Here is a 22,560-nt window from a genome sequence, read left to right on the forward strand (position 1 = left end):
TAAAAACTCTATTTCAATGTGGTTATTAATGTTTTAAACAAGATCTTTATATCGTTTTTGAAAGACATACTTTCAAAATACTCCAGATTCATTTTTACTTTGTTTGGAAATACTACTTCATCATTATAAGCTAAAGGATCTTCCTGATTTTTCAGAAGATATTCTTCATCTCTGTATTTAATACTTGCTTCACAGGTAAGCCCAGGTTTGAGTTCCAAAACTTTCCTGTCTTCTCCGACAAGTTTATCATAATATCCTTCAATATCAGGTCTGGGACCTACAAAACTCATATCACCTTTTACAATATTAAACAATTGCGGAAATTCATCGAGCTTAAATTTTCTGAGAGCCTGCCCAACTTTTGAACATGTTCTCTTATGTTCATGAATTGTTTTAATCTTAAAAATGGTAAATGGTTTTCCATATTGCCCTATTCGGGTCTGAAAAAAAATCCCATTAGAAGATGTATCCAAACTTGCAATCACAAATAAAATAATCAGTACAGGCATAAGAAAAAGGATCAATATTGCCGCTAAGGCAAAATCAAAAACTTTTTTCCAATATTTATACTGATTCATTAAATTTAAATAATATTAAAGTCCAAAGTAAGAATGAACAACCTTTGCTATTCTTTCTCTGTCATCATCAGACAGATTAGAACCTGAAGGGAGACATAATCCGTTATCAAAAAGTTTTTCTGAAACATTCCCACCATAGTAAGGAGAAGTTTCAAAGACCGGCTGTAAATGCATTGGTTTCCAAAGTGGTCTTGATTCTATATTGTCTTCTAAAAATGCATGTCTCAGACCTTCTCTGTCCTTTCCTGTAATTTCCGGATCAACGATCACTGCGGATAACCAGTGGTTGGAATAAAAATCATCATTCGACTCTGAAAATACAGTTACCCCTTCAATATTGCTGAAAAGGTCAACATAGAAATTGTGCATTGCTCTGCGGGCAGCCACTCTGTCCTTAAGCACTTCCATCTGTCCTCTTCCTATTCCTGCCACAATATTGCTCATTCTATAGTTGAAACCAATGTGCGAATGCTGATAGTGAGGTGCATTGTCTCTGGCTTGTGTAGAAAGGAAAACCGCTTTATCTTTATCCTCCTGAGTATGACAAACCAAAGCTCCTCCTCCTGAAGTGGTAATGATTTTATTTCCATTAAAACTTAAGATTCCAAAACGGCCGAATGTTCCGCAAGCCTGTCCTTTGTAAGTTGATCCAAGGGCTTCAGCAGCATCTTCAATCACAGGTATCTGGAACTCCTGAGCAATGGCTGTTATTTCGTCCATTTTTGCCGGCATACCATACAGGTGTACTACAATGATTGCTTTAGGCTTTGTTCCTTTCTGAATTCTGTCTTCGATGGCTTCTCTTAGTGCTTTCGGGCACATATTCCATGTAACCGGTTCACTATCCACAAAAACAGGTGTTGCTCCACAATACGCGATGGGATTGGCTGAAGCAGAGAAAGTCATGGATTGGCAGATTACCTCATCACCATGTACAACTCCACACTCGATAAGAGCAAGGTGTAATGCTGCAGTACCCGCAGAAAGAGCAGCTACTTTTGCGTTTCCACCTAAAAACTGCTCCAGATCATTTTCAAATCCGTTAACATTAGGGCCTAACGGAGCTACCCAATTTTCTTCAAACGCTTCGTTGATATATTTTTGTTCATTCCCTCCCATATGTGGCGAGGACAGCCAGATTTTAGTATTCATATTTTTGATTCGTAACTTTTATATAATATTTTTCTTGATAATTCTGCCCGGATTTCCTACAACCACTGAATAATCAGGAACATCGTTAATGATGACCGCTCCGGCACCTATTACACACCATTTTCCTATTTTAATTCCCTGGATTACCGAAGCTCCTATTCCAATCTGAGAACCTTCTCCTACTTCTACTCCTCCGGCAAGTGCTGAATTGGGTGAAATATGAACAAAGTCTTCAACCACACAATCATGATCTACAGATGCATTGGTATTGATGATACAGTGTTTTCCAATGGCAGTATCAGCATTAATTACGACTCCTCCCATGATTACTGTTCCCTCTTCTATATTCACAGAAGCAGAAATTATTGATTTTGGATGTATTAAAGTACCCATCTCACTCTTAATCTGTTCTGCAATCTTTTTACGGATAAGATTATTTCCAATTGAAATAATAAGTTTTTCCTTATCGTCTGGTAAATTATTCAAGACTGGAAATCCGTAGCATTCCTTTTTAGTAACATCCTGATCTATAAATGCCTTAATTTTTATGTCATTAGCAGCAGCAATATCTGCTATTACTTTACCGTGTCCACTCGCGCCAAATAAATACATAGCTATTAATTAATTTCCTTGAAATGGTTCTATGGTAACGTGTCCATCAGCGGACACTCCTTCTCTGATAAATACTTTCTTCGCGGTAAGAAAAAAGATTTTGAAATCTAAAATAAAAGAGATGTTTTCTACATACCATACGTCATAGTCAAATTTCTGATTCCATGATATTGCATTTCTTCCATTAACCTGCGCCCAACCTGTAATTCCGGGTCTCACTTCATGTCTTCGAGCCTGGTGCTCGTTATAAAGCGGCAGATATTGTACCAGAAGAGGTCGGGGACCAATAAGAGACATATCTCCTTTCAAAACATTGATCAACTGTGGAATTTCATCCAGGGATGTTTTACGAACGAATGAGCCTATAGCTGTTAGTCTTTCCGCATCTGATAAAAGAGTTCCATTGGAATCCTTTTTATCATTCATTGTTTTAAACTTTATAATTTTAAATATTTTCCCATTTTTCCCAGGTCTTAACTGGAAGAAAAAGGGTTTTCCATCATTAGCCAGGAATAATCCTATCATAACAACAAGGAAAATCGGAAGCAATAAGGTAATTCCCATCAGAGAAAATACAAAGTCAAAAATCCTCTTTAAATAATTTTTATACATTCTTAAAAGTTAGATCTGTTCGTCATAATACTTGGTGAGCTTCTACTCAATTCTTTTGTTTTTTGCGCTATAACTAATACCAATAATTATTGAACTAAAGTACAAAAATTCCGGTATATTAAAAAGATTACAAGATGTCTGTACGAGTGTAAAATATTGCAAAAATAAAGCAAAAATAGCTTTATAGTATATATTACTTTTATTTATATTCAAGAAAATAGAGGCATTTTGAAATACTGGTAAAAACTTTAGAAAATAAATAATTAACCCTAGAATACCGGTAGCCATTAAAAGTTCTAAAAAGATGTTATGGGGGTGAACTCCATCTTCAAATAAAATTCTGCCTCCTAAGACAGGATTTGAATAAAAAATTTCAAGAGCTGCTCTATATAATGGTCCCCGGCTCGATGTATCTCCTTGAGCAAGCCATTTATACATTCTGTTGAAACTTGTTATTAATCCGTCACCATATTGTTCATGGAGAAAAATAAGTCCTATTAATAACAAAAGTAATGTAATGGCATATAACAGATATTTTCTATTTCCTTTTAAAAGAATCATATAAAAAGAACTTATAGCAATAGCAAGTAAAGGACTCCTCGCCATAGATTGTATTACATTAAAAAGCCCTAAAAAAAGACAGAAAAATAAAAAATATAATTTGTAATCTTTTTTACAAAATAAAAGCAGAAATAAAGAAATAATAAACAATGAGGCCCCTATGTGACCATACATAATGTAATATGTACTAAAAATGTGATCTAAGTTGATATAACCATATATATAATTGACAATAAGAAGACCACATAAAATAAAGAGACAATATTTTGTAATACTTTTGAAATCTACTTTATTGTAATTAATACATAATAATGCTGCACTAGGAAGCAGATTCATAAATAAGACTCTAAAGATATCCTCATTTTCTGATACTATTACATCCTGATTAAACGAATAATTATTAAACGAATAAGTAAGTTTGATGATGTAAAAAATCCAAAATCCAATAAGGCTTACCAGTGAAATATTTTTAAAACTAATATTTTTTCTTTCTCTATAGATGATGAATAAAGAAAAGACAATAATAAAAATCCGATACGGTATAGAAAAGTCCCTGGGATTCATTTCTAATGGTTTTGCAAAAGAAATGGCAACAGTATTTCCTACCATAACAGATAACAGGAATAGTTTATCAATGAAATTATTATTAACAGTAATTTTCAAAATAAAGCCTATTTTTTATTTCAGCCAGTGCAAAGCTACTTCTTTTGCTTTACGGAATGAAATAAAATAGCATCCATGTATTTTTTCCCCAGTACCGGATACGTTCTGTTTTCAAAAATCCATTGTCTCCCTTTATTGCCTATGGCCATTCTTTCCTCGGAACTCATATTGGCATAAAATAGAATTGCGTTTTTAATATCTTCTGCAGATGTACTGTTGATAAATCTACCGCAATCAGCTTCATTAATCATAGAAGGATATCCTGTATACGAAGCAATAATAGGCTTCGCAGCCAGCATATATTCCACCACTTTATTCATAGATTGTCCGTAGTCCCACACTTTTGAATCTTTAGTAGACAAGTATAGAATATCGCAAGCATCAAGAAAATATTTAACTTCACTTTGCCGGATTCTTTGTAAAAATGTCACATTGGAACAATTTTTTAGTTGTTCTTCGTAAGACTCTCTGAGATCACCACTTCCGACAAGTAAAAAATGGATATTACTGTTTTCCTTCATCATTTGTATTGTTTCAATAAAAGGTTCCAATGCATTGGTAACTCCCATACTTCCGGCGTAGCCAATAATAACCTTTCCTGATGGTACTACCCCTGAAAACGGATTTGTTTCTTTTAAAAAGTCTTCAGAATAGTTTTCTGGATCAAATCCTAATGGTGAACAATGAAAAGGTCTTTTATATCCCAGTAATTGTTCTACATGTAGATCTAATCTTGGCATAGTTCCTGCGACCAGATCCGCTTTTTTATATCCAAATTTTTCTATAAACCCTATCAGTAAGACAAGTGGATGCCATTTGGAAAAACCTGCTTCTTCTGTCATAGTTAAAGGCCATATATCCCGGATTTCAAAAACCAGAAAACTCCCAAACTTCTTTTTGAGATAATAGCCATAAATAATGGTAAAAATCGAAAGAGACGAAACAATAACCACATCAGGTTTTGTCATGTTGGAAAGTTTCATGGAGAAAAGCTTTCTTTCAAAATCAAACCAGGACAATATTCTGTCTATTGATGCTGTTTTGATATATTTCTTCGTTTTAATCCATCTTATAGCAACTCCATCCTGTTCTTCATCATTATAAATTTTATCCGTTTCAGGACAATTGGTAAAATGATTTGAATCTGAGGTTATCATGAAGGTATTATTTCCTTGCCTTGTAAATTCTCTTGCCAAATAAAACAAACGTGAAGGAACTTTTGCATATTGAGGAGGTGAGGCGTATTTGGAAATCAGCCAGGTGTTTTTATTCATTTTCATCACTGAAGTGTTGGTTTTTTAATAGGATCTATCAGGAAATCAAGCATGATTGCTTCATTCAAGATATTACTGTTATTAAGATTCTTGATTGTAAGGGAATCTTCAAGTCTACTGATGTCAGAGACAAAATCTTTTACTTTATTTTTATTTTCTAAAATATTTGATTGTATTCTTTCTCCCACACCATCATTTACCCAATTTTGGGTAACGTCAAAGCCTCTTTTTAAACGGTTTTTAAGAATATAGCCTGGTACGTCTTTTTTCATCATTTCACGTAGTATCCATTTTCCATATCCGTATTTAATCTTAAGCAGGTCCGGCAATGCCAGAGCAAACTCTACCAATCTATAGTCCATAAAAGGTAGTCTGCTTTCAATAGAAAAATACATTGAATTTCTATCTTCATATCTTAACAGTGAGGGAATACTGTATTTCTGAATATCTGAAATCTGCCTGTTTGATAAAGATGTGTTTTCAAAAAGATTTAAGGAAATATTGGGTAGACAATCTAAGAATGAAGTATCTTTTCCTGTTGTTTTCAGATACCTGTTTTTCTCATTCCAATATGTTTTTATTTGCTTGGTTTCGAATATCAGCATAAGTGCTAGGGAATGAAAATATTGCAACCCCGGAAGGATTTCTTTTTTTTCTATTGCCTTTTTCAGAGCTACTACAAAAAATTTTCTGTATCCTGCGAAAATTTCATCGCCACCCTGACCTCCCAGTAAAACTTTAATATTTCTTTCTTTTACCTGTTTATAGACTTCATGTTGTGCAATAATACTTAATCCAAGAAACGGAGATTCCTGTGCCTCCATGGTTTGATCATAGATATTCCCCATTTCTTGTGCAGTGTAAGAATGGTGAATATACTCAACATTTATATTTTTATCTTTCGCAAATTTATTGATGGTAGGACCCTCCGATTTTGGGTGATCCGGAGCTCCATAGCTGAAAGCCATTAAATGATTTACTTCTTTCGCTGTAATTGCTGCTATAGATGATGAGTCTACCCCACCACTTAAAGAAATTGCCAGAGGAACATCACTTCTCAAACGTATCTTGGTTGAACTTTCCAACAAAGCTTTCCCCTGGGAAATTAGTTCATCTGAGCTTAAAGACTCAAGTTCTTTTCTTTTCTTTGCCACCTGCTCTTCCAGGGAATACCACGACTTTGTTTCTATTTTCAGCTCTCCATCCAGCGTACATTTCATCAATGATCCTGGCATAAGATATTTTACATTTTTAAAAGGAGTTCTGTCTTCATATCCTTCAAAAAAACCAAATCTTATTCCACTGGAACAGTACTCCAGATCTATCTCCTGCTTTATTTGTTTTGCTACAGAGGCTATAGAAGAGGAGAACAGTAGCTGGCCATCAAAAAAAGTATATATTAATGGTTTAACACCGAATCTGTCTCTTACCAGATAGAACTCTCCTTTAATTTTATCAAATAAGCCAAAAACGAACATTCCGTTTAATTTATCCAAACAGCCTTCACCCCAGCATTCCCATGCTCTTAAAAGAACTTCAGTATCTCCTGTTGTTCTGAATTTAAAACCATTTGATATCAATTCTTCACGGATTTCCTGATAGTTATATATCTCACCATTAAAGGTAATAGTATACCTATCATCATGAGAAATCATAGGTTGGTTAGATGCTTCTGAAAGATCAATAATTGCTAACCTGGAGTGAGCTAAAGTTACTGACCATCCTTCATATTCTATTTTTTCAACACCATAGTAATCCGGTCCTCTTCTTCGTATGTAATTATGTAAATCACTTCCTTCTTCAAAATTGAGGTATTGTGATCTTTTAAACTCTATTGCTCCTGTTATTCCGCACATATTAGTTTGATAAAACTTTTTGATAAAACGTTAATAATTTTTCAGACTGGCTTTCCCATGAAAAATTTTCATAAACTAGCTTTTGTCCCAGTTCGCCCATTTGTTTGGCTCTTTCTTTATTAAGAATGAAGTAATCGATAGCATCGGCTATTTCCTGAGGTTTTTGAGGGTTTACGAAAATACAACAATCACTCCCTTTCAATAAACTTCTCCAGTAAGGAAAGTCTGAGGCAATAAACGGAATTCCCGCAACCATGTATTCAAACATTTTTATGGGCAGACTCACTAAAAATGTTGGAATGGGATGCAAAGTAACCACACCTACTAACGAACGGTTATAAATACTATCTACTTCTTCAGAATTTACATATCCAAAATCATTAACAAGGTGATAGTCTTTATGTTCCTTTATCTCTTTTTCCAGAGCAGGAGAAGAGTACATGCCTGCCAGATTTAGTTTGACCTTTGATTTTGCAAGCTCCAATGAATTCATCAAATCTTTAATTCCTCTCGTACCATCAATGGACCCCACATAACAAACTTCATTCTTTTTTTCATCCCAGGAAATCCTCTCCTGTTTCTTATCAGATAAGATGGGATAGTTATTGATATTTTCAGTTTGTTTGGCAAATTTTTTAAAATAACTTTCAATATGGGGTGTTGCTCCAACCACTCCATCTATTTTTTTACAGATATAGCGTTCGAAATTCTCATATAATAGAGAAATTATATTTGAAAAAGGGGATTTTAAATAAGGTGAGACTAAAATTGTGTTTACCGTATCTTCGTGAGAATCAAAGATTACCTTCTTATTTAGTTTTTTAAGTTTGTTTGCTACTAAAAGGAGTTCGGGATCATGAAGATGAAATACATCTGCATTAAGCTCCTTAGCTTTATTAAAAACTTTGGATGTGGTTTTCGTAATTCTTTTTAATCTGCCATCAGGCGCACCTATATCTATAATTTCCACATTGTCTATCGTCTCATTACCTTTACCATCAGCAACTACCAATGACACCCTGATATCATTAGATGCCAAACTTTTGCACATCTTATGAAATATTCTGGAATCATTTCTCGGATGAACACTCGTTAGATGACATATGTGAAATTCGTATTTTTTATTCATTAATTGGATTTTTGGAAAATTTTCAGGTTTCCTATTAAATACATGATATTGACTTCTCTGGTATTTAACATTTTCCACCAGCCAATAAAGATATGTTCAAAGTTCTGAGATGGCTGGATTCCTTTTTTCCCATCTTTAACATCACTTCGAAAGCTACTGTTATTACCATCTATATAATTATTGAAGGTGTAAAAATCATTTTTTGAATTATAAACAGCAATTTTAGTTATCAACTGATTTGAAAGTAATGTGGTGAGTCTTTCTAAATAACTGTATTTTATTTTGTCGTTTTGAAAATTAAGTTTCAACAGATGCAGATAAGCAGACATTCTCGAAAAATGAGAGGCATCCCAATTGACATTTTGGCTCTTTTCATTATTTTGAGTATCATAAGCATATTGCATAGGAACATACAAAAGAGCTGAACTATCATAGACAGAACTGTACCACTTGGACAGTTGAGTCTCTGAGCTAAATACATCAGTATAAAAATCCAACATTTTGGAAATCTCCTTAACGCTTAAGTTTTTGTTCGTAAATGTAGGATTATCCGATGTAAATATTAATTTATTCTGTATTACTGGTGCCGGTTTAAAAATAGGCATAGCCAAACAGAAAGAACTACTATACATCCAACAAGTAAATAATAAAGTAATCTTAAAAATCAAGGTAGAGCTTTTCATTTACGAACAAAAATTTAAATTATTTTTCAGTATACAATTTCGGAATTTTATTCACTATTTTAATTACTCTTTCAAAATCAAGTCCTAAAGTATCCAGATACCATCTGATATTCTGATAACGTGGAGTATTTTCTATTTCAACAAGTTCTAAAGCTCTTTCTCTTGTTATTTGCCCTTCTCTGATCTGATTGCTTCTGAACGTATCATGCTCTGTAAAACCAGCTACAGTATAATATACATAATTATAAAAAGCTGCTGTACCATCACCAATTCTCCAGGTAGTGGTAGTATCAATTGCTTTTTCCCAATTATAATCATTTAAAAGAGTATTATCTACCTGCTCCTCATCCCATCTCCAATAATCAAAAATGTGATAGTAATCCTGTTTTTCTGTGAAGCTGCGATAGTATTCACCAGACAAAGTATCCCAAAGTGAACTATTGAAATATCCAGGGCTCTCCATCATTGCTCTGAATCTTTTTGAATGATATCTCAGCTGTTTCATAGCACCATGACTGTATACTCTTTTTTCTTCAAAATCAGGTTCAATATCCAAGAATCCTGTTTTAAAGTGAGTTACTTCCAATGGATTTACTCCCCAAAGATTAAGGTTGATCCCTGTTTGCTTTTTGATATCTTCCACATGTCTGAAGAAATGTTTATCTCCTGCAGTAAGCATTGCCATCATTCCTAAATGAGGTGACTTCAGCCATGCTTCAAGGTTCATTCTGATATTCTTTCTTTTCAATGAAATATCTGCGGCAACAATAATGTTTTCTACTCCAAGATCAGCACACATACGGCTGATATTTCGTCTACCGAGGTCCGTTACCATTCCCCAGTCATAGGTATAGGTAACAGGTTTCATCTCCAGTTCCTTTACAATAAGATGTAATCCATAGCAACTATCTCGACCTCCTGAAAAAGGAACAATACAATCCAGTTCCTTACCTTTTCTTCTATAGGGTTCAACCAATTTAAATAATTCTTCTTTCGGTTTTGGATTATTTCTTGGTTTGTAGCTTTTACAGTAGTTACATACGCCTTCTTCATCAAATTTTATGAAAGGCATTGTCTCCGGAAGAATACATTTAGTACATCTTTTGATGTTAAGCTTTTTATATTCAAGCAGTCTTTCTTCAATAGTATTAAACTTAAACTCAGGGATTAAGTCTTCTACTCTGCTTTTTTCATCTGTAACGGTAAGATTTTCTTTTGAGACTGGAATATCCAAAATCAAAGACTCTTCTTTTATCTGAGTGATATTTTCGCATCCTATGATTCTAAGCCCGTAGCTTTCTGATGCAAAATAGGTTTTGTCCTCGTTATATCCTACATATAAACTACCATTATTAGAAAAAAGAAGAAGTTTTCCTTTTTCTGGCAGAGCAAGAGCACAAGCAATAACTCCCTGACATAAAGAAAGTATCTTTTTAGGAAGATCTTCTATTTTATTTTCACTATTATGAAGAAACTCTTCTGCAATAGCCACAATAGCTTCGGAATCAATTTTTAATTGTCTGCTTACCGATAGCTTACTCCAGACTTCTTCTTCGTTTACTATAATCCCATTATGTATTGCACATATATTTCCTCTGATTACTGGCTGGTTATCCCCCAGTCCATTAGTAATCAACCTACTATGTCCTAAAACAATATTGTCATTATATGGTTTTACCTTATTCAGTAATTTTTCAATGCTGTAATCAGCTCTGTTTACCTTATATTGGTTATTTTGATAATAAATCAAACCACTGGAATCTACTCCTCTTTGTTCGGAATGTTTTACCAGAGTTTGAAATTTCTGTCTATTAATACTGGTGTTCGATACGACACCAAAAATTCCACACATTTGTTTTATTTTTTTAAATCATTATTTTTTTAATAACTCGTTTTCCTAAATATTCCAGATACATGATAATGTTATTTTCTACTGTATTACCTCATTTTAAGTATCCGGTATCTTTTATAATTTTAAACAAGTTTTCAGCATTAAAGCTACTATATTTTACTAAATTATATTCTTAAACAGCACTTTTTGATATCTATAAAATCTGATGCTAATATATATAATTCTGATCTTTCAATTAAGTAAAATAATCACTTGAAGAAACAGGACTTACTAAGTGAAGAACCTTTTACTTTCCATATGATTTCAGCATTTTCTTTCCACCAACTGAGGATATAATTGCGAGTGATGTAAGATATAACCACCAATATGTATTTCCCAATGAATCACTATTGATTATACCGATGATAGGGATTACCAGAACACTTGTATATAAGAGCCTTTTCACATTACTACTCAGCATTACACTTTTTTTAAATCCTATTAGAATTTTTACGAGCCAGATTATAAATAATGAAAAAATAACAATCCCATATTGTGCAAAAATTTCTAAAAAGAAGTTATGTGGATTGACTATTCCTTTATAATATTCAGATCTTTCCATATAATATTCATATCCTCCGGCACCCACTCCGGCACCGTAAGAATCAATCAGGAATCCAATTCCAGCAATAAAATTATACATTCTTACACTACCGGATTCATCATTGCTGTAATCAACATTTACCCTATCTTTAAATAAAATTTCTATATTTTGTACCAAAGGATCTGGCAGAAAAGTATAAGAAAAATAAAAAAGTAATAATATAAGAGCAATAAAGGATAAGTTTTTATAGTTTAACCGGATCTGAGATAATAAATAAATAACAATGATGATCATGGATGTTCTATTGGTATTTACAAAAATTATAAGTACAGAAATCCCCAAAACCACTAAGTAGAATATTTTTAACGCTTTTTTCCCTTTTTCAATGATTCCCCATAATACCATAGGTAAACACAAACAAATAAAAACACAATAGTTGTTATAATTTCCAAAAAAAACGGAAGCATAAGGTGCATATATACCAATACCTCCAATTAATCTCTCGTCATCATAGCTAAAATGGTTCATTGTTACAATTTCGTAAATTGCAATAGGCAAAGTAAGTGCTAATCCATAAATCCAAGCATTTCTAATTAATTTGAGAGTAGCATCATTATCTTTCAAAAAAAGAGGAAAAAAGAGTAAACTTGACATACTAGTGGTCATCACGACGATTTCATTCGTTAAACCAATTTGTGGATCCGGGCTCCAAAAAAGAGAAATAAGGCCGTAAGTAATCCAAACAAAATACGTAAAGAGGCCAAAAGTAATTGTATTATTGTAGTGAAGATGAGAACCTTTAGTTGATTTCACCAATAAAAAAGGTAAGAAAAGCAACAATAACCTTGTAGGTTGAAAAGAACCTCCGAAACTTCCCAAGCTTAATGAAAAAATTATAAGAAAAACAATAATATTCATTACTACTTTTTAAAATTAATTATAAAACTCAAATCATTTATTTTAGGACTCAGATATTCTCTTACTCCTGTTCTTGTTATTTTACAGTATATCAGAAGACTTACAGAGAACCATATTACAAATGATATACTTGTTGCTATGGCAGCTCCAACAAGATTAAATCTTGGTATCAATAAAAAATTACTGATTACTGTAATAATGAGAGCCATGAGATTCAAATAAATATTAATTTGTGGTTTTCCCTGAGCAGCAAAGTCTACATTTATGATTTTCGACCCAGCCATTAGTATTATTCCTGGTCCCAAATATAAAAACAGAGATTTTGTATCTGTAAATTTACTTCCAAAAACAATGTTAACTAAATAATCCCCAAGAATATAAAATAACAATGTAGCAATAAATGTCAGAAAAATAACAACTCTTGTAATAATTGGAATCATCACTTTTCTCTGAGCAGACATTGAAGGATTTGAAAACCATGGATAGGTAACAGATGAAATAGTTGCCGGAAGCAGCCATATAAAATCAATAATAACAAGACAGCTAGAATAAATACCGGTTTCCTTTGATCCTAAATAATGCGCAATGATGAATATATTGATACGATAATTTAAGATCGTTATCAGATTAGATACATAAGATTTTAAACCAAATTTCAATATATATTTCTGAATATCAAAATCAATTTTAAAATTTTTTATTGAAAATATTTTAACACTTCTAAAAAAGTAAATTATTAACAATATACTGGTTATGATAAATCCAGTCATAAATGAAATAATCACATGATGAAGGGTTATCTCTTTGTATATCAAAAAAATACACAACAGGATAATAAAAATTACATTGGGTCCTATACTAAAGATAGCATAATTCTTAAAATCCATTTTACCAATCAAAATGGTATACAAAACATTTGTAAACAAGGTACCAATTCCGATAATTGTTGCATACGATTGTAGATCAGGAGGGATCCCATTTAAGCTTCCATACGGTACTATTTTAAAAATTAAATTAAAAACAATAAAAGCAATAATACTTATGAATATTGTTAAATAGAAAATATTTAGAATAACTTTATCCTGGTTATGTTTCTGATTTTGCAAAACATATCCACTGGCAGAGTCAATACCTAATGATAAAAAACTGGTAATAATTAAAATTGTATTGATAAATACGTTATACAAACCATAGTTTTCAACACTTAGATTTCTGGTAATCAACATAGTAGCAACTAACGTTGCTAATGCTCCCATGATTTTCCTTAAAAATAAAATGATGACATTCTTTGTCATGATTTTAGTATTTTCTTATAAACGTTTATAAGGTCATTTGAAACCTTTTCTCTAGAAAAATGCTCAACACAATATTTAACGATCTTCTCTCTGTCAAATTTGTCTTCATTCTCAATTAAATACTTCATTCCTTTATATAATTCTTCTCTTGAATTCTTCTTTACAATGATTCCGACATCATTATTTAAAATAGATTGAGGACCACCGGAATCCGTAGCCAAAACAGGAAGTCCCATAGCTAATGCTTCAATAACAACAATTCCAAATGTCTCTATTAAACTTGGTGAAACATAAAATGTTGAGCTTTTATATTTTTCAATGGCAGTATCCCTGTCAAGTTTTCCTAATAATACTATTTTATCTTCTAATCTTAACTTTTTAATCTGATCCGACAAATTATGATATTCAACCCCATTCCCTCCTATCCAAAGCTCTACATTTTGATATTCTTTAGCTAAATCATCAAATGCATCAATCAAAATATTAAGTCCTTTTAATGGATTGAGTGAAGAAAGAGAGAAAAAAATAATTTTCTCTCCCTTTTTTGTAAAATTGTTATCTTGATTTATAAAATTATCATTTACCCAATTCGGCAAAACATCCCAAGTTCCTCCAATGGACTTTGCTAATACTTCTGCCAAACTTTTACTTACGGCAAAATTATGAGAAGATTCAGTAACTTCAGCCTTAAAAGACATTAATTCACGCTTACTATATAAATTTCTATCAAATCCTGATGAATGCTCAGTCACAACAAAAGGTATATTATACTTTTTTTTTGCATACACAGCAAATTGCCCTGCTGTGATTATGGAATGAATATGAATTAGATCTGGATATCCAAATTTTTCTACATAATTTTCAAATAACTTTTTACAATTATTAAACCACTGTAATCTATTGTATATATTGCAGCCTGGTAAATGCCATAATTCTTTAATAAAGGTATTGACCCCATCATTATTAGAAAATGTCAATTCATTCTGTTTAAAATTAAAACTTTTAAAACTTCTGTAAACCGGAGCAATAACTCCCACATTTTCAATAACAGATGAAAGTCCTTCAATTTGTTCCTTAAAAAAAACACCTGACAAGTTATCATATTGATTAGGATACCAAGATGGAATATAAAGAATATGATTCATTATTGTTTAAGTTTGTAAATTCTCTCAATAATATCTACTACTTTAAGCCCTTCTAAAGCATTGGTAGTGATGGTATTTCTTCCTTTTAATACATCTACAACGTTTTCAATGATAAAATGGTGATTGGCAGCAGATCCTTTATAAGCACCATAATCATTTCCAGGATTTGTTGGAGCTAATTCTGGCATTACATAGTCTTTTATATTACAAACTTCTACTTTGTCCATGTATTGTCCCCCGATTTTCACAGACCCATTCTCTGCGATAATGGTCATAGAACTTTCAAGGTTCTGATTCCAAACAGAAGTAGAATAATTTAATGATCCCATTCCTCCGTCTACAAAATCAAAGCTAACGAAACCTGAGTCTTCAAAATCAGTAAGCGTTTCATGATTAAAATCTGCAAATTTTGCCTGAATATTGGTAATATCACCGAATAGCCAGTACATGATATCGATAAAGTGAGAAAACTGGGTAAATAAAGTTCCTCCATCCAGATCTTTCTTTCCATGCCATGATTCCGGCTTATAATATCGGTTATCACGGTTCCAGTAGCAATTAAGCTGAACCATATATATATTCCCAAGTTTTCCGCTCTCAACCATTTCTTTCACCCATACGGAAGGAGGTGAATATCTGTTTTGCATTACGGCAAAAACTTGTTTATGCTTGTGCAGAGCCTGAAAAATAAGTTTTTCAGCATGCTGTTTTTTCAGAGCCATTGGCTTTTCTACCACAACATGCTTTCCTGCATCTATCACTTTATAAGATTGCTCAAAATGAAATCCGTTTGGAGAAGCGATATTAACTACATTCACTTCAATTCCGGAAGCTAAAAATTCATCTAGTGATGCAAAAAAGGGAACATTATAATTTTCAATTCCCAATACTGATTTATCTTTAACATCAATCAAGCCTACTAATTCACATTCTTCATTTCTTGTGATCATTTCGGCGTGTCTTTTTCCGATATGCCCGCAGCCAACAACTGCAAATTTTATTTTTTCACTCATTTGTATGTTTTTAAATTTTTGAAACTTTGTTATTTTCTAATTTGTATTTTTCTCCACTTTCTTCACAAACGGCAATATTTTCTGCATCAAATTGAAGTCTTTGCCCAAATTCACTCATCCATCCCATTTGTCTGGCAGGGTTTCCTACTACTAATGCATAATCCGGTACTTCTTTTGTAACTACAGCTCCTGCTCCGATAAAAGCATACTGACCAATATTATGTCCACAAACAATTGTTGCATTAGCTCCTATAGATGCCCCTTTTCCAACATGGGTTTTCAGATATTCGTTCTTTCTGTTGACAGCACTTCTTGGATTTATTACATTGGTAAAAACCATTGAAGGCCCTAAAAAAACATCATCATCACATGTTACTCCTTCATAAATTGAAACATTATTCTGAACTTTTACATTCTTTCCCAAAACAACCTTAGGTGAAATGACAACATTCTGTCCAATATTGCATTTTTCGCCCAAAATGCAACCTGTCATAAGATGTGAAAAGTGCCAAATTTTGGTTCCGTTTCCTATTTGACATCCATCGTCAATAACGGCCGTTTCGTGCGCAAAAAAATCCGACATATCTGCTTTATATTAATTAAAATAATTCTTAATTTCTGTAATAATAATATCCAGTACTTCATGGTCAAATTCTGTATGTACAGGAAGAGAGATCACTTCTTTGCAAAGCTGCTCTGTAACCGGAAGACTAAAACCTTCTTTCACATATTGAACAAAAGCTTCTTGTTTGTAAAGAGGCAAAGGATAATATATCATACTTGGAATATTCTTTTCTGCCAGATATTTTTGTAATCCATCTCTTTTTCCATTTTTCACTCTAAGGGTATATTGATGAAATACATGGGTAGAATTCGCAGCTCTTTTAGGAGTTTGAATTTCTGATATACCTGCAAGATTTGCATCATAATAATCCGCCATTCTGTTTCTGGAAGCTGAATACTCATCCAAATGCTTAAGCTTAACTTTCAATACAGCAGCCTGTATGGTATCCAATCTTGAATTACAGCCTAAAACTTTGTGGTAGTATTTCTTTTCCTGTCCGTGATTGGCAATCATTCTGATTTTGAAAGCCAGATCATCATCATTCGTCATCAATGCCCCTCCATCACCATAACATCCCAGATTTTTTGACGGAAAAAATGACGTACATCCAATATGTCCGATAGTTCCTGTTTTTTTAACAGTTCCATCAGAAAATGTATAATCAGAACCTATTGCCTGAGCATTATCTTCTATAACAAAAAGGTTGTGTTTTTCTGCAAATTTAAGAATTTGTTCCATATCAGCACTTTGGCCATATAAATGAACAGGAACAATTGCTTTTGTATTGGGGGTAAGATATTTTTCAAGACCTTCCAGCTGTATATCAAAAGTATCTTTGTTTACGTCTACCATTACAGGTTTTAACCCTAAAAGACCAATAACTTCCGCAGTTGCTACGTAAGTGAAAGCAGGACAGATTATCTCATCACCAGGCTGCAGATTAAGGGCCATCATGGCTATTTGAAGAGCATCTGTTCCATTGGCACATGGAATAACATGTTTTACTCCAAGATATTTTTCGAAATCGTATTGAAATTCTTTTACAGCAGGGCCATTAATGAATGCTGTATTATCTATGCATTCCTGGATACCGGCGTTTATATCTTCTTTTATTTTCAGGTATTGACCTCTAAGGTCAACCATTTGAATTTTCATATTCTTAGTTTTTTGAGTGCACGGAGTGCATTTTTTAATTCATGATCAGCTCACTTATTTTATTTCCAATAGAAAGGCAGGACGTAGCTGCTGGAGAAGGGGCATTTCTAACGTGAATAATATTTCCATTTTTCACGATATCAAAATCATCAATCAATCCTCCATTTCTGTCGCAAGCTTGAGCTCGTACTCCTGAACCTCCTGCAACAAGGTCATTTTCCTGTATTTCCGGTAAAAGTTTCTGAAGGGCTTTTGTAAAGGCGGATTTGGAAAGTGAACGATGCATTTCGCCCATTCCGGTTTTTCCATATTTTGCTACAATTTTTCTAAACCCTGGCCATAGCACGGTTTGCATGGTTTCGTTAAAATTGAAATCAAAAAAGTTATATCCTTCTTTTTTGAAGGCCAAAACAGCATTAGGACCAGCTTCTATATTACCATCAATCATTCTGGTAAAGTGAACTCCAAGAAACGGAAAGCTAGGATCAGGTACTGGATAAATAAGATTTTTTACCAGATATTTTTTTTCATCCTTAATTTTATAATATTCTCCTCTAAACGGGATAATGACCACATCGTTTTTCTCGTTGGTCATTCTGGTTATCTTATCAGAATACAATCCTGCGCAGGAAATTAACTTTTTGGTTTTAAATTCGGAAATATTGGTATTGATAATAATTTCAGATCCTTTATCAATGATATTTTTTACTTCATGATTAAATCTCACTTCTCCTCCTAATTCTTCAAAAAGCTCTTTGATTTTTTTGGCTATTCCAGGATAATCAATAATTCCGGTTTGTGGTACTTTGATTGCTTTTATTCCTTCACAGTGGGGTTCAATTTCACGAAATTCTTCTCTGGAAAGATATTTTAAATTCTGAAGTCCGTTTTCAACTCCTCTTTTATAAATATTATCCAAAAGTGGTAGTTCTTTCTGTGAGGTAGCTACAATTATTTTTCCGCAAAGATCATATTGTATGCCATGTTTTTCGGCAAAGTTAATGACCGAGTTATAGCCTTCAATACAATTTTTAGCTTTAAGGCTTCCCGGTTTATAATAAATCCCGCTATGGATTACTCCACTGTTATGTCCTGACTGGTGCAATGCCACATCATTTTCTTTTTCTACAATGAGGATCTTAGAATCAGGATTTTTAAGTTGTGTCTGGTAGGCTGTAGCCAAACCTACCAAACCTGCACCAATGATTATGATATCATAGTTCATGATCTATTATAATCTTGCATCTACCAGATTTCTGTCTAAACATGCTTTCGTATCAAAAACCACAGCATTTTCTTTTTTAAGTTGATCCAGATCCATTTCCAGGAACTCATTGTGAGATACTGCAATCACTAAAGAATCATACTTTTTCCCGTCCTCAAGAGATTCCAGAATATTAATTCCATATTCGTGCTTTACTTCTTCTTTGCTTGCCCATGGATCATAAATATCAACATTTACTCCGTAGTCAGCAAGTTCTCTATAAATATCTACAACTTTAGTATTTCTGACATCAGGACAGTTTTCTTTGAAGGTAACTCCTAAAATCAAGGCATTAGAGTTTTTGATCACTCCTCCCTTTGCAATAAGAAGCTTCACTACTTTAGCGGCAACAAATTTTGCAATAGAGTCGTTTACACGTCTACCTGATAAGATGACATCCGGGTGGTATCCTAACTGCTCTGCTTTATGGGCAAGATAATAAGGATCTACTGAGATACAGTGTCCGCCTACTAATCCCGGTTTATATTTAAGGAAGTTATATTTTGTTCCTGCCGCTTCCAATACATCATTGGTATCGATACCTACTCTATCAAAAATTAAAGCCAATTCGTTAACAAAAGAAATATTAACGTCTCTCTGTGCATTTTCAATAGCTTTTGAGGCTTCGGCAACTTTAATGCTCGGTGCTTTATGGGTTCCTGCAGTAATAATTTTCTTATAAAGTTGATCTACTTCTTCAGCAATTTTTTCCGTAGAACCTGATGTTACTTTTTTAACACTTGTAAGGGTATTTACTTTATCTCCCGGATTAATTCTTTCCGGAGAATATCCTACAAAAAAGTCTTCATTAAAAGTAAGTCCTGAATATTTTTCAAGAATTGGTACACACTCTTCTTCTGTACATCCAGGAAAAACTGTAGATTCATAAATAATAATATCTCCTTTTTTAATAATTTCTCCTAACATTTTTGAAGCAGAAATTAAAGGATTCAAATCCGGAGCATTATATTTATCAATAGGTGTAGGAACTGTTACAATGAATACATTAGCTTCAGAAATATCAGATAACAGACTTGTTGCTTTATAACCTAAAGAACCATTAGATTCTCTATATTTTTTCAGTCCGGTATTTAATTTATCAACATCAGCTTCAAGCGTTATATCTTTTCCGTTATTAAGCTGATCAACACGTTGTGTATTGATATCAAACCCAAAAACAGGATAATGATCTGCAAATTCAAGAGATAAAGGAAGACCTACATAACCCTGGCCTATAACTGCTATTTTATATGTTGTTGCCATTAACTAAATTTATTTTTTATTTTTTGAAACCAAGATTGTTCTGTATGATGGTTGTAGCCATAACCGTATTTGTTACTGTATCCTAAATTTTCTCTGCTTACATCATTAAGTACAAATCCTACATTTCTGATTTTTTTCTGATCAATATTACTGTTGGCAAATTCCAATAATGCCTTTTCAGTATATTTAGATCTGGAAACGTAAATGGTTACATCAGAAAGCTCAGCAATAAGGAAAGTATCTGTTACAAGAAGTAGTGGCGCGGTATCCAAGATAATATATTCATATTTATCTTTCAGTTCGTTGAGAAGAATCTCATAACGACCGTTGGATAATAATTCTGTTGGATTTGGAGGAATCATTCCTGAATAAATTACATCCAGATAAGGATTAAAAGATGATACATGGATAATATCTGTAAGTTTAGTGTCGTCATTGTAAAGGTATTCCGTAAGTCCGGCAAGTCCTTTTCTTGCAGGATTATATCTTTGAAGCTGAGGATTCCTGATATCGGATCCTATAATAATTGCTTTTTTCTTAGGGTTTGCCAGTGTTAAAGCTAAATTCACAGATGTGAATGTTTTTCCTTCTCCCTTTACAGTTGAAGTAACAAATACTACTTTACCTTTTTTCTCTTTTGAAAGCATGAAATTCATATTCGTGATAAGAATTCTAAATGCTTCTGCCATAGGGGTAATATCATTCATTTTAACAATTTCAGAATCTCCTTTCTCAAGACTTGGTAATTCAGCAATAATAGGCGCATGCACTACCTTTTCAAGATCATGTTTCGTAACCACTTTATCATTGAAAAGCATTGTTAGATAAATAACAATAAAAGGAACTAATAATCCTAAAACAAAAGAAACCATTAAAACAATCTCTCTATTAGGTGAAACCGGTGCTCCGGAAGCATAAGCTAAATCTACAATCTTTGCTTTAGGAGCAGTAATGGATTGGGCAATAGCCGTTTCTTCCCTTTTTTGAAGCAATAGCAAGTACAAATTTTCTTTGATTTGCTGTTGTCTTTCAATACTTCTGAACATTTTCTCAATAGAAGGTAGTTTTGATATCTTTCCGGAAACTATATTTTGTTCTCCTAAATATTCATTTCTTGCCAGCTCAAGGCCTTGTTTGTTTTTCTGAAGACTCTGTGTAACAGAACTACGCATTGCATTAATTTGTTTAGTAACATCTACAACCGTAGGGTTTTCCGGCGTAGCGGACTCCAAAAGTCTGTTTCGATGTAATACTAATTGATTATAAGCAGAAATTCCACTTACTGCGTCTGTATTGTTTAGTCCAACATTTGCAGGAAGAACCTGATACTGTCCTTGATTTGAGACATAACTAATTAAGGAATTTGTAAGTTCTAACTGAGCATCTATTTCCAACTGTTTTGCTCTTGCAGCAGCAGAACTTTCCAAACCAATCTTAGCCTCAGTTTCTATATCAATAATATTATTTTTTGATTTAAAACTTTCTTTTTGGTTTTCAACTTCACCAAGTTCTCCGGATAATTTTTTGATTCTGTCTTCAATAAAATCGAGTGTTTTTTTTGACTCTGAGTTTTTATCAGACATTGCATCATTATTGTAGGCTACAACTAAATTATTCAGGATATCTTCAGCTTTTCTGATTTGTGGATAATTTAGGCCTAATCTAAGTACGGTAGCTTCTTTATTAGCTAAATCCACACTTAAACTGCCTTGTAAACTATTTACTTTTGCATCTGCTGTGGAGATTTGCAGCTCAAGGTTTTTCATATCCACTCCAAGGTTTCCCGGAGCGAATTCTTTATTTTTTGTTATAATGATATTCGCAAAGGGAAGACTGATGGTTTTCCCATATGTTGTAACGATTTCTTTTGTTAAACTTTTTGATGTAAGAATAAGCTTATCTTTATCTATAGTAAGTTTTACAGGAGTTGCAGGTTTTTCACTTTGCTTCTCTTCAATTACTTTAACATTTATAGGACATGTTGCTTTATACAATTCTAGTTTAGTAACCCTACCTTTTCCAATTACATTTACCTGTAAATTTTGATTGATGACTACCTCGCGCATCATCTTTTTAGATTTCAGTATTTCTATTTCATTAGCAATACTATTCGTTTTAAGACCGCCTAAACCTGACAGATCCGGTAATATTCCTAAATCACTTCCCATTATAGGAGAAGAGTTTCTTGCATCTTTAATTAAAACGGAAGTCTGAACATTATATATAGGAGTTATAAATCTTAGCGATATATAACCTATTATTAAAGCAACAAATGCACTTAGAATAAACCATGGCCATCTTCTCAGATATGGTTTTATAATTTCACTAATGTTAATACTATTTGAGTTGTTTTCTACCTCAGAAAATTGTGAAGATTGGTTATCCAT

19 protein-coding genes are annotated in these 22,560 nt (G+C 33.1%); all 19 read right to left on the reverse strand.

Features of this window, described 5'->3' with window-relative positions:
- Positions 1 to 8 precede the first annotated feature (8 nt).
- The 19 genes from PZ898_RS09825 to PZ898_RS09915 all read right to left on the reverse strand — a co-directional run bounded on the left by PZ898_RS09825 (position 9) and on the right by PZ898_RS09915 (position 22,560).
- Positions 9 to 578: a sugar transferase gene (locus PZ898_RS09825; RefSeq protein ID WP_062674036.1), complete on the reverse strand. Its 570-nt coding sequence runs from the start codon at positions 576 to 578 to the stop codon at positions 9 to 11.
- 15 nt (positions 579 to 593) lie between these two features.
- Positions 594 to 1,730, reverse strand: a complete 1,137-nt coding sequence (locus PZ898_RS09830) for an aminotransferase class I/II-fold pyridoxal phosphate-dependent enzyme (protein ID WP_120232053.1) — start codon at positions 1,728 to 1,730, stop codon at positions 594 to 596.
- An 18-nt stretch (positions 1,731 to 1,748) separates the two neighbouring features.
- Positions 1,749 to 2,342 (reverse strand): acetyltransferase, encoded by a 594-nt coding sequence (locus PZ898_RS09835; protein ID WP_277695413.1) that lies wholly within the window; start codon positions 2,340 to 2,342, stop codon positions 1,749 to 1,751.
- 9 nt (positions 2,343 to 2,351) lie between these two features.
- Positions 2,352 to 2,954 carry a sugar transferase gene (locus PZ898_RS09840; RefSeq protein WP_062674030.1) on the reverse strand — a complete coding sequence of 201 codons (603 nt, stop codon included), beginning with the start codon at positions 2,952 to 2,954 and terminating at the stop codon, positions 2,352 to 2,354.
- Between the two features lie 42 nt (positions 2,955 to 2,996).
- Positions 2,997 to 4,178, reverse strand: a complete 1,182-nt coding sequence (locus PZ898_RS09845) for an O-antigen ligase family protein (protein WP_123279293.1) — start codon at positions 4,176 to 4,178, stop codon at positions 2,997 to 2,999.
- Positions 4,179 to 4,213: 35 nt separating this feature from the next.
- A complete protein-coding gene (locus PZ898_RS09850; RefSeq protein WP_277695414.1) occupies positions 4,214 to 5,458 on the reverse strand; it encodes a glycosyltransferase family 4 protein in 1,245 nt (414 codons plus the stop codon).
- A complete protein-coding gene (gene asnB, locus PZ898_RS09855; RefSeq protein ID WP_277695415.1) occupies positions 5,458 to 7,308 on the reverse strand; it encodes an asparagine synthase (glutamine-hydrolyzing) in 1,851 nt (616 codons plus the stop codon). Before asnB ends, PZ898_RS09850 begins: the two co-directional genes overlap by 1 nt.
- Before the next feature lies 1 nt (position 7,309).
- Complete coding sequence (locus tag PZ898_RS09860; RefSeq protein ID WP_277695416.1) at positions 7,310 to 8,437, reverse strand: glycosyltransferase; 1,128 nt, start codon at positions 8,435 to 8,437, stop codon at positions 7,310 to 7,312.
- Positions 8,437 to 9,042, reverse strand: coding sequence for a hypothetical protein (locus PZ898_RS09865; protein ID WP_277695417.1), 606 nt, complete (start codon positions 9,040 to 9,042; stop codon positions 8,437 to 8,439). Before PZ898_RS09865 ends, PZ898_RS09860 begins: the two co-directional genes overlap by 1 nt.
- Before the next feature lie 97 nt (positions 9,043 to 9,139).
- Positions 9,140 to 10,972, reverse strand: a complete 1,833-nt coding sequence (locus tag PZ898_RS09870; protein WP_277695418.1) for a hypothetical protein — start codon at positions 10,970 to 10,972, stop codon at positions 9,140 to 9,142.
- Between the two features lie 286 nt (positions 10,973 to 11,258).
- Positions 11,259 to 12,473 (reverse strand): O-antigen ligase family protein, encoded by a 1,215-nt coding sequence (locus PZ898_RS09875; RefSeq protein WP_277695419.1) that lies wholly within the window; start codon positions 12,471 to 12,473, stop codon positions 11,259 to 11,261.
- Positions 12,474 to 12,475: 2 nt separating this feature from the next.
- On the reverse strand, positions 12,476 to 13,768 hold the full coding sequence (locus PZ898_RS09880; protein ID WP_062674013.1) for an oligosaccharide flippase family protein: 1,293 nt from the start codon (positions 13,766 to 13,768) through the stop codon (positions 12,476 to 12,478).
- Entirely contained in the window at positions 13,765 to 14,913 is a 1,149-nt protein-coding gene (locus PZ898_RS09885; protein ID WP_277695420.1) for a glycosyltransferase, read from the reverse strand. The genes PZ898_RS09880 and PZ898_RS09885 overlap by 4 nt, the downstream gene beginning before the upstream one ends.
- Positions 14,913 to 15,926, reverse strand: a complete 1,014-nt coding sequence (locus tag PZ898_RS09890) for a Gfo/Idh/MocA family oxidoreductase (protein WP_062674008.1) — start codon at positions 15,924 to 15,926, stop codon at positions 14,913 to 14,915. Before PZ898_RS09890 ends, PZ898_RS09885 begins: the two co-directional genes overlap by 1 nt.
- A gap of 10 nt (positions 15,927 to 15,936) precedes the next feature.
- Positions 15,937 to 16,509 (reverse strand): acyltransferase, encoded by a 573-nt coding sequence (locus PZ898_RS09895; protein ID WP_062674006.1) that lies wholly within the window; start codon positions 16,507 to 16,509, stop codon positions 15,937 to 15,939.
- A 12-nt stretch (positions 16,510 to 16,521) separates the two neighbouring features.
- Complete coding sequence (locus PZ898_RS09900) at positions 16,522 to 17,646, reverse strand: DegT/DnrJ/EryC1/StrS family aminotransferase (protein WP_062674004.1); 1,125 nt, start codon at positions 17,644 to 17,646, stop codon at positions 16,522 to 16,524.
- 34 nt (positions 17,647 to 17,680) lie between these two features.
- Positions 17,681 to 18,871, reverse strand: coding sequence for an L-2-hydroxyglutarate oxidase (lhgO, locus tag PZ898_RS09905; protein WP_062674001.1), 1,191 nt, complete (start codon positions 18,869 to 18,871; stop codon positions 17,681 to 17,683).
- Between the two features lie 6 nt (positions 18,872 to 18,877).
- Positions 18,878 to 20,173 carry a nucleotide sugar dehydrogenase gene (locus tag PZ898_RS09910; protein WP_062673998.1) on the reverse strand — a complete coding sequence of 432 codons (1,296 nt, stop codon included), beginning with the start codon at positions 20,171 to 20,173 and terminating at the stop codon, positions 18,878 to 18,880.
- Positions 20,173 to 22,560 (reverse strand): polysaccharide biosynthesis tyrosine autokinase, encoded by a 2,388-nt coding sequence (locus PZ898_RS09915; RefSeq protein ID WP_062673996.1) that lies wholly within the window; start codon positions 22,558 to 22,560, stop codon positions 20,173 to 20,175. Before PZ898_RS09915 ends, PZ898_RS09910 begins: the two co-directional genes overlap by 1 nt.

Origin of the sequence: Chryseobacterium sp. WX (genome assembly GCF_029542485.1) — a bacterium.
Lineage (GTDB): Bacteria > Bacteroidota > Bacteroidia > Flavobacteriales > Weeksellaceae > Chryseobacterium > Chryseobacterium cucumeris.

What these genes read in the sequence shown, in the direction of transcription:
- PZ898_RS09850 (WP_277695414.1), bottom strand. Translation starts at nt 5,458, where the DNA reads ATGAAAATGAATAAAAACACCTGGCTGATTTCCAAATACGCCTCACCT.
- PZ898_RS09885 (WP_277695420.1), bottom strand. Translation starts at nt 14,913, where the DNA reads ATGAATCATATTCTTTATATTCCATCTTGGTATCCTAATCAATATGAT.
- PZ898_RS09860 (WP_277695416.1), bottom strand. Translation starts at nt 8,437, where the DNA reads ATGAATAAAAAATACGAATTTCACATATGTCATCTAACGAGTGTTCAT.
- PZ898_RS09875 (WP_277695419.1), bottom strand. Translation starts at nt 12,473, where the DNA reads ATGAATATTATTGTTTTTCTTATAATTTTTTCATTAAGCTTGGGAAGT.
- PZ898_RS09880 (WP_062674013.1), bottom strand. Translation starts at nt 13,768, where the DNA reads ATGACAAAGAATGTCATCATTTTATTTTTAAGGAAAATCATGGGAGCA.
- PZ898_RS09895 (WP_062674006.1), bottom strand. Translation starts at nt 16,509, where the DNA reads ATGTCGGATTTTTTTGCGCACGAAACGGCCGTTATTGACGATGGATGT.
- PZ898_RS09830 (WP_120232053.1), bottom strand. Translation starts at nt 1,730, where the DNA reads ATGAATACTAAAATCTGGCTGTCCTCGCCACATATGGGAGGGAATGAA.
- PZ898_RS09865 (WP_277695417.1), bottom strand. Translation starts at nt 9,042, where the DNA reads ATGCCTATTTTTAAACCGGCACCAGTAATACAGAATAAATTAATATTT.
- PZ898_RS09840 (WP_062674030.1), bottom strand. Translation starts at nt 2,954, where the DNA reads ATGTATAAAAATTATTTAAAGAGGATTTTTGACTTTGTATTTTCTCTG.
- PZ898_RS09825 (WP_062674036.1), bottom strand. Translation starts at nt 578, where the DNA reads ATGAATCAGTATAAATATTGGAAAAAAGTTTTTGATTTTGCCTTAGCG.
- PZ898_RS09835 (WP_277695413.1), bottom strand. Translation starts at nt 2,342, where the DNA reads ATGTATTTATTTGGCGCGAGTGGACACGGTAAAGTAATAGCAGATATT.
- PZ898_RS09890 (WP_062674008.1), bottom strand. Translation starts at nt 15,926, where the DNA reads ATGAGTGAAAAAATAAAATTTGCAGTTGTTGGCTGCGGGCATATCGGA.
- asnB (WP_277695415.1), bottom strand. Translation starts at nt 7,308, where the DNA reads ATGTGCGGAATAACAGGAGCAATAGAGTTTAAAAGATCACAATACCTC.
- PZ898_RS09915 (WP_062673996.1), bottom strand. Translation starts at nt 22,560, where the DNA reads ATGGATAACCAATCTTCACAATTTTCTGAGGTAGAAAACAACTCAAAT.
- PZ898_RS09870 (WP_277695418.1), bottom strand. Translation starts at nt 10,972, where the DNA reads ATGTGTGGAATTTTTGGTGTCGTATCGAACACCAGTATTAATAGACAG.
- PZ898_RS09900 (WP_062674004.1), bottom strand. Translation starts at nt 17,646, where the DNA reads ATGAAAATTCAAATGGTTGACCTTAGAGGTCAATACCTGAAAATAAAA.
- lhgO (WP_062674001.1), bottom strand. Translation starts at nt 18,871, where the DNA reads ATGAACTATGATATCATAATCATTGGTGCAGGTTTGGTAGGTTTGGCT.
- PZ898_RS09910 (WP_062673998.1), bottom strand. Translation starts at nt 20,173, where the DNA reads ATGGCAACAACATATAAAATAGCAGTTATAGGCCAGGGTTATGTAGGT.